Source organism: Flavobacterium sp. GW823-FHT04A11, assembly GCF_058796535.1.
Genome location: NZ_CM179503.1, coordinates 2,906,828 through 2,918,711, shown reverse-complemented (window position 1 = coordinate 2,918,711; position 11,884 = coordinate 2,906,828). Strand labels below are relative to the sequence as shown.

Annotated in this window: 15 protein-coding genes; 6 read left to right on the top strand and 9 right to left on the bottom strand. The window is 32.6% G+C overall.

Features of this window, described 5'->3' with window-relative positions; all coding sequences use genetic code 11:
* The first annotated feature begins 499 nt into the window (after nt 1–499).
* Nucleotides 500–1,498 (top strand): UDP-3-O-(3-hydroxymyristoyl)glucosamine N-acyltransferase, encoded by a 999-nt coding sequence (lpxD, locus tag AC3QL1_RS12565; RefSeq protein ID WP_492491792.1) that lies wholly within the window; start codon nt 500–502, stop codon nt 1,496–1,498.
* Between the two features lie 84 nt (nt 1,499–1,582).
* On the opposite strand, the gene AC3QL1_RS12560 is transcribed toward lpxD, so the two are convergent.
* The 4 genes from AC3QL1_RS12560 to AC3QL1_RS12545 form a co-directional block, all read right to left on the bottom strand.
* Complete coding sequence (locus AC3QL1_RS12560; RefSeq protein ID WP_492491790.1) at nt 1,583–1,789, bottom strand: hypothetical protein; 207 nt, start codon at nt 1,787–1,789, stop codon at nt 1,583–1,585.
* A gap of 20 nt (nt 1,790–1,809) precedes the next feature.
* On the bottom strand, nt 1,810–2,124 hold the full coding sequence (locus AC3QL1_RS12555) for a DUF3817 domain-containing protein (RefSeq protein ID WP_492491788.1): 315 nt from the start codon (nt 2,122–2,124) through the stop codon (nt 1,810–1,812).
* Between the two features lie 2 nt (nt 2,125–2,126).
* The gene (locus AC3QL1_RS12550; RefSeq protein WP_492491787.1) at nt 2,127–2,585 is read right to left on the bottom strand and encodes a hypothetical protein; all 459 of its coding nucleotides are present in this window, start codon (nt 2,583–2,585) and stop codon (nt 2,127–2,129) included.
* A 68-nt stretch (nt 2,586–2,653) separates the two neighbouring features.
* On the bottom strand, nt 2,654–3,244 hold the full coding sequence (locus AC3QL1_RS12545) for a TetR/AcrR family transcriptional regulator (RefSeq protein WP_492491786.1): 591 nt from the start codon (nt 3,242–3,244) through the stop codon (nt 2,654–2,656).
* A 185-nt stretch (nt 3,245–3,429) separates the two neighbouring features.
* Here AC3QL1_RS12545 and AC3QL1_RS12540 point away from each other — a divergent pair, with 185 nt between their 5' ends.
* From AC3QL1_RS12540 to hemN, 5 genes are all read left to right on the top strand, one after another.
* On the top strand, nt 3,430–5,058 hold the full coding sequence (locus AC3QL1_RS12540; RefSeq protein WP_492491784.1) for an acyl-CoA carboxylase subunit beta: 1,629 nt from the start codon (nt 3,430–3,432) through the stop codon (nt 5,056–5,058).
* 121 nt (nt 5,059–5,179) lie between these two features.
* Nucleotides 5,180–5,602: a DoxX family protein gene (locus AC3QL1_RS12535; RefSeq protein ID WP_492491782.1), complete on the top strand. Its 423-nt coding sequence runs from the start codon at nt 5,180–5,182 to the stop codon at nt 5,600–5,602.
* Between the two features lie 109 nt (nt 5,603–5,711).
* Nucleotides 5,712–6,068 (top strand): hypothetical protein, encoded by a 357-nt coding sequence (locus tag AC3QL1_RS12530; RefSeq protein ID WP_492491780.1) that lies wholly within the window; start codon nt 5,712–5,714, stop codon nt 6,066–6,068.
* A gap of 108 nt (nt 6,069–6,176) precedes the next feature.
* The gene (locus tag AC3QL1_RS12525) at nt 6,177–6,647 is read left to right on the top strand and encodes a hypothetical protein (protein WP_492491779.1); all 471 of its coding nucleotides are present in this window, start codon (nt 6,177–6,179) and stop codon (nt 6,645–6,647) included.
* Nucleotides 6,648–6,773: 126 nt separating this feature from the next.
* Nucleotides 6,774–8,138, top strand: a complete 1,365-nt coding sequence (hemN, locus tag AC3QL1_RS12520) for an oxygen-independent coproporphyrinogen III oxidase (protein WP_492491778.1) — start codon at nt 6,774–6,776, stop codon at nt 8,136–8,138.
* On the opposite strand, the gene AC3QL1_RS12515 is transcribed toward hemN, so the two are convergent.
* Genes AC3QL1_RS12515 through AC3QL1_RS12495 form a run of 5 tightly spaced genes read right to left on the bottom strand, consistent with a single transcriptional unit; the run spans nt 8,135 to nt 11,880 of the window.
* A complete protein-coding gene (locus AC3QL1_RS12515) occupies nt 8,135–8,836 on the bottom strand; it encodes a sulfite exporter TauE/SafE family protein (RefSeq protein WP_492491776.1) in 702 nt (233 codons plus the stop codon). The two genes, hemN and AC3QL1_RS12515, sit on opposite strands and share 4 nt — an antisense overlap.
* Nucleotides 8,837–8,847: 11 nt before the next feature.
* A complete protein-coding gene (locus AC3QL1_RS12510) occupies nt 8,848–9,297 on the bottom strand; it encodes a FixH family protein (RefSeq protein ID WP_492497576.1) in 450 nt (149 codons plus the stop codon).
* An 18-nt stretch (nt 9,298–9,315) separates the two neighbouring features.
* The gene (gene ccoG / locus AC3QL1_RS12505; protein WP_492491774.1) at nt 9,316–10,734 is read right to left on the bottom strand and encodes a cytochrome c oxidase accessory protein CcoG; all 1,419 of its coding nucleotides are present in this window, start codon (nt 10,732–10,734) and stop codon (nt 9,316–9,318) included.
* 11 nt (nt 10,735–10,745) lie between these two features.
* Nucleotides 10,746–11,684, bottom strand: coding sequence for a cbb3-type cytochrome c oxidase N-terminal domain-containing protein (locus AC3QL1_RS12500; protein ID WP_492491773.1), 939 nt, complete (start codon nt 11,682–11,684; stop codon nt 10,746–10,748).
* Nucleotide 11,685: 1 nt separating this feature from the next.
* A complete protein-coding gene (locus tag AC3QL1_RS12495) occupies nt 11,686–11,880 on the bottom strand; it encodes a CcoQ/FixQ family Cbb3-type cytochrome c oxidase assembly chaperone (protein ID WP_492491772.1) in 195 nt (64 codons plus the stop codon).
* Nucleotides 11,881–11,884 lie beyond the last annotated feature (4 nt).

Genomic DNA, 11,884 nt, shown 5'->3' with positions numbered 1-11,884 from the left:
ATAAAAAACCTGCACTAAAGAATTATCCTATAAATTTAAAATGAATTTTGAGAATTATTAAATATTCATTTTTTTAACTAAAACTTCTGATCAGCTTCCTTCGCTATTTAATATAAAAATTCCATTTGGAAAATCAAAGACTGATGATACTGTAAATCTTTTAATAAGATAAAAACGAAGTAAATATATGTCAGGCATTTTAAACAGTTCAATACTTATCTTATACACAAATGACAGTCAGCTTATTAACGACATCATTCTCTTTTTTAAAAAATTATAACTCGAACTGTTTATTAGCTTTTAGAGCTAAATTTCTCATTAAATAAAACAAGCCAAATTAAAAATATACCAATAATTTAATATAATTTATGTTAATTTTGTAATATATAAACTATTATTTAAAAAAGAATTTAAAAAACTTCGAAATAAGATTAGGTAATTCAAATCTAATTGATTTTATTTGGCAAAAAATAACCCCAAAATCTATTAAATTCATTCGATGAAATCCTATTCAATTCAAGAAATTAATGAAGTAATTAATGGTGTAATTTACGGCACAACTTCACAATGCATTACAGCGACCGAGCAATTAGAAAAAGCCACAACTTCAGAAATTTCTTTTATAGGAAATAAAAAATATGAAAAATACTGGGAAGCTTCAAAAGCCTCAATTGCAGTTGTTAACGAAGACATTTCAATTGAACCAGGAGATAATCGTGCTTTTATAAAAGTAAAGAATGCTGATTTGGCGATGTCTCAAATCTTAGCCCTTTTTGCCCCTCCTACACCTATATTTCACAACAATATTCACAAAACAGCAACAGTTGATGAAACAGCTGTTTTAGGTGAAAATGTTCGAATTGGCGCAGGTTGTTATATTGGTCCAAAAGTAGAAATTGGAGATAATACTACAATCTATCCAAATGTTACCATTTTGGACGAATGTACTATTGGTAAAAACACTATTATCTGGTCAGGAACCGTAATTCGCGAGCGTTGTCATATTGGTCATGAATGTATCATTCACCCAAATGCGACAATTGGTGCAGATGGTTTTGGATTTCGTCCTTGTAGTGAAAAAGGCTTAGTAAAAATTCCACAAATTGGAAATGTAATCATAGGAAACGGAGTTGAAATTGGAGCAAATTCATGTGTAGATCGTGGAAAATTCAGTTCAACTGTTTTAGGAGACGGTTGTAAAATTGATAATTTAGTTCAAATTGGGCATAATAGTAAATTAGGTAAATTTTGTATTATGGCCGGAAATAGCGGTTTGGCCGGATCTGTAACTTTAGGAAACGGAGTTATCATTGGCGGAAGCGCTTCGATAAAAGATCACACCACAATTGGCGACGGTGCTATTGTTGGCGCAGGATCAGGTGTTACCGGAGATGTTGCTGCCGGAAAAACCATGTTAGGATATCCTGCCGTTGAAGCTCGTGATGCTTTGAAACAATGGGCAATTTTAAAAAGAATGGTTTGCGATTCTAAAAAATAAATCGAATCAATAAAATATATAAAAAAACAGAAGTTATTTGCTTCTGTTTTTTTTTATGCTTGTTTGCGACTACAAAAAGAATATTTACAAAGCTTCACATTCAAAACCTAAGATTCTCATTAAAATAATGATCTCTTTTTTAATATCATAATCAGATTCAAATCTTAAAATACGATCACAATCTTCAAGATCAAAATTCCACTTAGAATTTGGAAATAATTTATTCAATTTTGGCGCAACCCTTTTTACTTTCGAAGAAGAATTTACATTTGTTTTAAATACTAAAACCATAATTTGAAGTGATTTTATTCTTAAGATATGATTTTTATTTTGCTTAAAATTTTGGCATCAATATAAAAAGTCCCAAACGGAATTATACAAGCCAAAAGCACTTTCCAGGTGGTGTCTTTAAATTTCCAGTTCTGCTCTACGCCTACGCTTATTGTATTAAAAATAAAAAGCAAAAACAAAGCTCCGTGAATAGTTCCCATAATTCTCGTTAAAAATGGTTCACCAAAACCATATTTTAAGGGCATTGCAATAAATAATAATACTAATAAAGATATTCCTTCAAGGAATCCAATAATTCGTAATCTTCCAATGTTTGTCTGAAGTAAATGTTTCATAATTATCCAATATAAGGTCGGTTTGCAAGAGGTGAAAAAGGCCATGGAATGGCAATAAAAATGATCAGTAAAGCAATAGAAAACCACAACAGCATGGTTTTAAACTTATCATTGTCCGCTTTTTTTCTTTTGGCTAAAGCCGAACCAATTGTAATGAATACAATTGCTGCTAACATCAACAAAATGTGAATGATTCCGAAAAATACAATTTCAGCATTTAGAATTCCGTCATTGAAATTCTTCCATAAATACTTTACAATCGGGCTTTGTACATAAATTAAAATTCCAAAAATTAATTGAATGTGCGCGATTGTCGCCGTCCAATGCCGAATTGAATTGTCTGTTTTGGTAAATACTAATTTTGAAGAATAACCTTTATAAGCTCTGAAAATAGAATACAACAAGCTTATTAATACAAGCCATCTTATAAACGAATGGCTACTTAAAAGAGTTTGATACATTGTTTTTTGATTTAGACAATGCAAATATATTCAAAAACATACTAATTAGTATGTTTTTGAAATTGAATTTATTTTAAACTGTTTAAATAATTTCTAAACTCCTTTAAATAAAGAATATAAGACGAATTATTATCCTGAAGTTTTCCGAAATTCCGCACTCCCCAATAACCGGACATTATAAAAAAAGCAACTTGACTTCCATCAACATCTTTCCTTATTAATCCTGATTTTTGAGCATTTGCAACAATATTTACAATTGTATTTTTCCATTGATCAACCAATTCAGTCAATACTTTACTAAACTGATTATTCCAAGGTGCCATTTCCTGCGTAAGATTCCCAACGGGACATCCATATTTTACCTGTAAAAAAGGATCTTCCAACAGTAAATAAGAAATCATATTATATAAATCTTCAATTGGATTTACTGAATTTTCTATTGGTTTTATAAAATTTTCAAGCATTACAGGTTTCAAAATCTCTTCGATAATGGCAATTCCCATTTCATCTTTAGTTTTAAAATGATAATAGAAAGCGCCTTTTGTAACCTGAGTTGTAGCAATGATATCGTCAATACTTGTGGTTTGATATCCTTTAGAATAAATTAATTCAAATGCCTTATTAAGAATTGTAAGTCTTGTATTTGCTGCTTTAGACATAAAAAATACTAATTAGTATGAAACAACAAATTAAGGCAAAAAAAATGACTTGGTAAGAATTAACCTGATTGGGTAATAATCAGGAAATGATTAAAAAAAATGCTATTTATAAAATCAGGAATCCTGTTTATTTCAATTGATTTTGTAAATTAGCCAACACTATTTTGTAAAAACCACAATATCTTATGGATTTAAACTTCAATAAAAACGAAGATCACAATAAACTATTACTTTCTGATTTAAAACAAAGATTTGCCAAAGTAAAATTGGGCGGAGGCGAAAAACGTATTGAAAAACTTCATGCCGAAGGCAAAATGACGGCGCGTGAGCGTATTGCTTATTTATTAGATGAAAATTCAAAAAACATAGAAATTGGCGGATTTGCCGGAGACGGAATGTATGCTGAACACGGCGGCTGTCCTTCTGGCGGAGTTGTTGTAAAAATAGGATATATTAGAGGAAAACAATGCATCGTCGTTGCCAATGATGCGACTGTAAAAGCCGGTGCCTGGTTTCCTATTACCGGAAAAAAGAATTTGCGTGCGCAGGAAATTGCCATGGAAAACAGATTGCCTATTATCTATTTAGTAGATAGTGCGGGAGTCTATTTACCGCTTCAGGATGAAATTTTTCCTGATAAAGAGCATTTTGGCCGAATCTTTAGAAATAATGCCCAAATGAGCAGCATGGGAATTACTCAAATTGCTGCCGTAATGGGAAGTTGTGTTGCCGGAGGTGCTTATTTACCTATTATGAGCGACGAAGCTTTAATTGTAGACAAAACCGGAAGTATTTTCCTTGCCGGAAGTTATCTGGTAAAAGCTGCAATTGGTGAAACTATTGACAATGAAACTCTAGGCGGAGCAACAACGCATTGCGAAATTTCTGGTGTGACAGATTATAAGGCTAAAGATGATAAAGATGCTTTGGATAGAATAAAAAATATCGTAGATAAAATTGGCGACTTTGATAAAGCCGGTTATAGCCGAATCAAAACTGAAAAACCTGCTCTTGACCCGGCAGCTATTTATGGAATTCTGCCAAAAGCAAGAAACGAGCAATATGATATGATGGAAATTATCAACCGGTTGGTCGATAATTCTGAATTTGAACCTTATAAAGACGGTTACGGTCAAACGATTATTACCGGTTATGCGAGAATCGATGGCTGGGCTGTGGGAATTGTGGCCAACCAAAGAAAAGTGGTAAAAACCAAGAAAGGTGAAATGCAGTTTGGCGGTGTAATTTATTCTGATAGTGCTGACAAAGCAACCCGTTTTATTGCGAATTGTAATCAGAAGAAAATTCCACTAGTATTTTTGCAGGATGTTACCGGTTTCATGGTAGGATCAAAATCTGAACATGGAGGAATCATTAAAGACGGTGCTAAAATGGTAAATGCTGTCAGTAATTCTGTTGTGCCAAAGTTTACAGTGATTGTTGGAAATTCATACGGAGCAGGAAATTATGCCATGTGCGGAAAAGCGTATGATCCAAGATTAATTTTTGCGTGGCCAAGTGCAGAACTTGCCGTTATGGGCGGAACTCAGGCCGCAAAAGTATTGGCTCAAATTGAAGCTTCTTCGCTTAAAGCGAAAGGAGAAATTGTCGACGAAGCAAAAGAAACCGAATTATTCAACAAAATAAAAGCGCGTTATGACGAACAGACTTCGCCGTATTATGCTGCGTCAAGATTATGGACAGATGCTATTATTGATCCGTTAGATACACGTACCTGGATTTCTATGGGAATTGAAGCTGCGAACCACGCGCCTATTCAAAAACCATTTAATTTAGGCGTTATTCAGGTCTAGTTTTTCATGATTTCTAAAAATGAGTTAAAAAAATAATGTAAAACTTATTTTTTAAGACTTAAAAATATCTATCTCATTAAAAATTAGTAACTTAGTCTATAATTTTTAATCACGTAGTATCATGGAAAATGTAAAAAGTTGGAATAAATGGGCTAATTCGCACACTTATTTGCCAGTAGATTTAGTACGTATTGTATTGGGTGTTTTTTTATTTATGAAAGGAATTTCATTTGTAACGAATGTTCAGTATTTACATGATTTAATTTCTCCCATTGATCGTTTTGGAGGCGGAATGTTCCTTTTGCATTACATCGCACCAGCCCATATGATTGGCGGAATTATGATTGTTTTTGGATTGCTGACCCGTTGGGCAATAGCCGCTCAATTGCCTGTTTTATTTGGAGCCGTACTCGTTAATTCTATGGGATATATGCACTCTGAAAGCTTAATTTTAGCAGTCGTGGTATTATTACTTTGTATTTTCTTTTTGTTTTATGGAGGCGGTAAACATTCTGCTGATTATTATTTCAAAATGCAACAATAAAATAATTATCCCCAACCATAATAAACTGTTGGGGATATTATGTCTTCTTTTAACATTAATTAGCCTTTAAAATTTCATTAATTGTATTTTATGAACTAATTTCGCCACCATGAATTGGATTCGTAAAACGATTATTTTCGTATCACTTTTGATCATGACTTTTTTTGCTGTTCAGGCGAATCAGGTCACTATACAAAAAAGTGAAAGTGAAAAAAGCGAAAAATCAGATACCAATTTTTCAAATGATTACGTTGATACATCAGAATTTATACAACCACAAGCAAGTTATCAATTTGCTGCAAACGTAAAAATAAGCCATCCAAACTTAGTTAAATGGTTTGATTCTTTATTGATGACAATTCCAGGTCATCAGGTTATAAAATCGACTTCAAATTTTGCAAATCAATTCCTTAATCAAAGCAGTAAAATAGCTGTTTTGCTCTACCCTTTCCATTATTTCTGGTAATTAAATTCATGAAACTTTAACGCGAGGATTTTTCCTTAGCGCTGCTTAAACTGTTTTCGAGATGAAAACTGTTTACTATTTCATATAATTTAATTCAATAAAACAAAAATGGATACAAGTGTAACTATAATTGGTATTGTGATTGCGATCATAGTAGCCATTCCCATATATTTTTCTGCAAGAACAAGCGCTGCAAACAAAACAAAAATTTTAAATATCAAAAAGAAGTTCAATCCGGTAAATCCTGAAGATTTTGATTTGACAGAATCTCAAAGCAATAAAACGCTTACGATTGATCATAAAAACAGAAAATTCATTTTAATGAATTTCAATCCCAACCAACAGGAATCAACGTTTGTCGATTTAAAAACGGTTTCTTCCTGCAAATTAGTTTCCACTACTGACGGAAATTCAGATACAATCTTAAAGATCGATTTTGAATTTCAGGAAAGAGAAACTTCTAAAAAAATTACGATTCCATTCTATGATTTTGACGACGACAGAATTAAGCAAATAAGTGCTTATCAAGATCATATGTTTGCAAAAAAATGGCTTAAAATCATTCAGGATTCTATTTAGTGTTAGTTATTTAATTCAGTTAAAAGAGGCTCATTTTGAGTCTCTTTTTTTATGCAGTTATATGACATTTATCATTTTATGTCTTTATTGTGCATGCTAACTTTGATAATCCAAAAATGCACTCTTATGAAAATTTCACTGATTCAAAAATATAATGTTCCGGGTCCTAGATACACCAGTTATCCAACTGTTCCGTACTGGAACGAAGCTGGTTTTAATGAGGAAAAATGGATACAATCTTTTCAGAAAGCATTTTCAGAAAGCAACTCACAAAACGGAATCAGCCTTTATATTCACTTGCCTTTTTGCGAAAGCATGTGTACTTTTTGCGGTTGCAACAAACGTATCACAAAAAACCATTCTGTTGAAGAAACATACATCAAAGCATTACTAAAAGAATGGAGTTTGTATTGCAAATTACTTCCAGAAAAACCTTCGATAAAAGAAATACATTTAGGTGGAGGAACCCCAACATTTTTCTCGACAAACAATTTAGAGCACCTTATAAATGGTCTTTTGGGTTTTGCCAATAAAGCAGCCAATTATGAATTTAGTTTTGAAGGACATCCAAATAATACTACTTACGAACAGCTTAAAAAATTATATGATTTAGGCTTTCGCCGAGTGAGTTTTGGCGTTCAGGATTATGCCGAAAAAGTACAAAAAGCAATTCATCGCATTCAGCCTTTTCATAATGTTGCGAAAGTAACTTTCTGGGCAAAAGAAATTGGCTATACTTCTATTGGCCACGACATCATATTTGGATTACCATTTCAAACCATTGATGATGTTGTAGATACAGTAGAAAAAACAAATTCTCTAAAACCGGATCGTTTGGCATTTTATAGTTATGCACATGTGCCGTGGATAAAAGGAAATGGTCAGCGTGGATTTAATGAAGAGAATCTTCCAAAAGATGCCGAAAAAAGAAAGCTATACGAAATAGGCAAACAATTGCTTTCTAAAAATGGTTACGACGAAATTGGAATGGATCATTTTGCTTTACAATCAGATAGTTTACATAAAGCATCTCAAAACAAAAAACTTCATAGAAATTTTATGGGTTACAGTGCTTCAAAAACACAATTGATGATTGGTTTAGGTGTTTCTTCTATTGGCGATAGCTGGTACAGTTTTGCACAAAACACAAAGAACCTAGAAGATTATTATCAATTACTGGAATGGGATAAATTGCCAGTGGTAAAAGGTCATATCCTTGATGATGAGGATTTAATTATTCGAAAACATATTCTAAATCTAACATGTGAATTTGAAACTTCCTGGACTAATGAAGACCTTTATTTTAAAGAACTTGGAAATGTTATATCAGATTTAAAAGAAATAGAAAAGGATAATTTAATTGTAATTGAAGAAAATAAAATTACGATTACAGAAGCAGGAAAACCTTTTGTACGCAATATTTGTATGGCTTTTGATTTACATTTAAAAAGAAAATCTCCAGAAACAAGTTTGTTTTCGATGACGGTTTAATGGCAATTAGGAACTTCCTGAACAAACAAACTCATATTTGAAGGTGATAAATAAGGAATTCCAAGGCCCAAACCTCTCAGAATAAATAAAACCCCAATAATTACCGCAACATAAGGAATTGCTTTTTGAATCTTATTTCTAAAAGACAGCTTAAGTAATGAATGTAAATAGACAACAGCTGTCATCAAAGGAACAGTTCCTAATCCGAATAAGACCATATACAGAACTCCAAGGCTGGCACTTTGCATGGCAATGGCTCCAAATAAAGCTACATAGACCATTCCGCAGGGTAAAAAACCATTTAACAATCCGATTATAAAAAGTGATTTATAACTTTTGTTTTTAAAATGGCTTCCTAAATCAGATTTGATTTTTGAAATAAGCTTATAAACCGGTTTTGAAAAATTGTATTTTGAAAATACTTTTTCCGGAATCAAAACGACAATGATCATAAATAAACCAATGACTATTGACATTTTTTGCTGTAATCCGGCCAGAAAAAAACCTCTCCCTAATAATCCAAAAATTAATCCGATTGTTGCGTATGCGGTTAAACGGCCAGTATGATACGTAATAATTTGTGTAGTTTTTTTTACTTGATTGTTATGATCCACAGGTAACATCATGGCAATTGGCCCGCACATTCCAATACAATGAAAACTACTGATTAAGCCAAATATAAAAGCAGAATACAACATTTTGTACTTTATTAATTTACGTAAACAACTTCTTTTGATAAGTATTTTTTACCATCATACTGCCATTCCATACTGACATCCCAGCGTCCTTTTATTAATTTAGTTTTCGGAATTATCAAGGTAGAATTTTTCAAAGCAATTGGAGTATTAAAATCAAATTTCTTGTTTGATGGTCTGTATAGTAAAACGTTTCCTTGTAATTTATCACTCTCAAATTTTAGAGGAAAAACTATTTTTACTCCTTCAGCTTTATATTCAATTGTTGGTTTTTGTTGTAAATCATGTGCATTTTGAATACGTGCCATTTCTTCCTCAAAATGCGAATCATGCTTGTAATATTCCTCTACGACCAAATCGTTATCATATTTACTGTTGGATTGTACTTCAAAAACAAAGTATAAAATAAAGGTCATAAATAACCCAAATGCTATTACGATTCCGGTTCCCCAATTGATTCTGATTTTCATGGTATTTATTTTTTAATTAAAACTTCGTGGTCCTAAAAAGTTTGTTGTGGTAGTTTCAAGCAAATCTTTACCGTTATAAACACCAATTTTAACTTTGGTTTTATCACTTTCTAAAATTGCCTGATCTATTTCTATAAAAAGTGTTCCTTGCGAAATGCCTTCTTTTATAATTTTAAAATGTTCTTTTCCAACATTTTTAATATCTCCTTTTTGATCAATCAATTCGAAATGAATATCATTATAATCTTTCATTGTTTTATTTACGATCTTGTAGGTGTAGACATTACTGATTTTATCTCCTTTATGCTGAAAAAGCTGTCCTGGCAAGCGCAAAATAATTGCCTGAACATCTGCTCTTAAAAAAAGCATTCCAACAAAAACACTTAATAAAATCAATAAAATTGCCGTGTAGCCTTTCATTCTTGCAGTAAACTTAAAAGGCTCTTTTTTTGCAATTTCATCTTCAGATGCATAACGAATAAGACCTTTGGGCAAACCAACAGAATCCATTATAGAATCGCATTCATCGATACAGGCCGTGCAATTTGTACATTCTAATTGGGTACCGTTTCTAATGTCAATTCCCATTGGGCAAACATGAACACATTGATGACAATCAATACAATCTCCTTTTCCGGTTGTAGCTCTGTCTTCTTTTTTATTGAACTTGGCGCGTCCTTCTTCTTTTTCGCCACGAACAAAATCATACGCTACATTTATTGATTTATTGTCTAAAAGTACACCTTGCAATCGACCGTACGGACAAGCAATTATACAAACCTGCTCACGAAACCAGACAAAAACAAAATAAAAAACAGCTGTAAAAATAAGCAATGCGATAAAATTACTCGCCTGCTGAATTGGTCCTTGTTCAATCATTAAAAACAAAGTATCGCTTCCTACCAGATAAGCAAGGAAAACATTGGCAATACCAAAAGAAATCAGGAAAAATATAATCCATTTAATGACTCTTTTGCGAATTTTCTCCGCATTCCATTCTTGTCTTGATAAACGCAACTGTGCTCCGCGATCGCCGTCGATCCAGTATTCGATTCTGCGAAAAACCATTTCAAGAAAAATAGTCTGCGGACAAATCCAGCCACAAAATATTCTTCCAAAAACTACTGTAAACAATATTATAAAAACAATACCTACAAGCATTGAAATTACAAAAAGATAAAAATCCTGAGGCCAGAATGGAAAGCCAAAAATATTAAAACGACGTTCTAAAATATTGAACATCATAAATTGGTTTCCGTTTACTTTTATAAATGGATTAGCGACTAATATGGCCAATAAGACATAACTAACCCATTTTCGGTAATCATAGAATCTACCAGACGGTTTTTTAGGGAAAATATATTTCCTTTTACCACCTTCATCAATAGTTCCAATGGTATCTCTAAATGCTTCGTCTGGTAAATTTGACATGATTGTTTTTATTATTTTTTAACTTCTGTACTATCAGCTGGTTTTCCGTTTGCGATGTCAGGATGCGGCCCACTGTCATCTACCCAAATTTCACCATCCGGTGCTTTTGGATCTTTTGGATTACTTCCCTGCAAAGACAAAATATAACTCGCTACTTTTTGAATTTCCTTAGGTTTTAAAGTTCCTTTCCAGGCAATCATTCCTTTACCGTCACGACCTCCGTTTGTTATCGTATGAAACAGATTTTTAATTCCACCACCTAAAATCCAGTGATCATCAGTTAAATTTGGTCCAATTTGTCCTCCTCCATCAGCACGGTGACAAGCAGCACAATTGGTGGTGAAAATTTCTTTTCCAATCTCTAAATTTTCTTTATCAGTAAGTAAAACAACTGTTTTTTCATCCATTAAATCCGGTGCTGTTTTAAGGTATTCATCAACGTCGATTTTGGCCTGAGCCATTTCTTTTTTAAGCTCCATTTCCTGATCATCGCCACCAAACACATCGTAACGGGCAACATAGATTACTCCAAAAATAATACAGGCATAAAAGAGATAGACCCACCACGGCGGTAAATTGTTATCCAGTTCTTTAATTCCATCATAATCATGCTCCATTAATAAAGCACTTTCATTCTCAATAGGCTGAGTTTTGGTAAGTTTATGAAGCAATTCTTTATACCAGGTACTTTCTTTTAGACTTAGGCTATTTTCATAATCTTCTTTAGCCCTTTCTTCGGGTGACATCAATTGATACATGATGCGATTTACAGCACTTAATGTAATTTCAATTGCAATAAGGATGAAAAGAAATACAAATAGAAAAACTGAAACCATCGGATATTTTATAAAAGCAGCTCTGTCGCCTGAATCTATAAAATATTCCATCAATCCGAAAACGATGAAGAAAATCACCGGTACTCTTACATATACTGGGAAAAATTTTTTCATTTTAAATATCTTTTGAAATTAAACTATTTCCTTCATGCAAAGGGATCTCACTCATTTCCTTAATTTTTTCTTTTTTATAGGTAAAGACCCATAATCCTAAGAATACAAAGAAGAAAAAGAATATCAGCAGCGAAAGAATCGGGTAAATTTCTATACCCGATATATTCTCCATATTGTGTTTTATTTGTTCGAACATAATG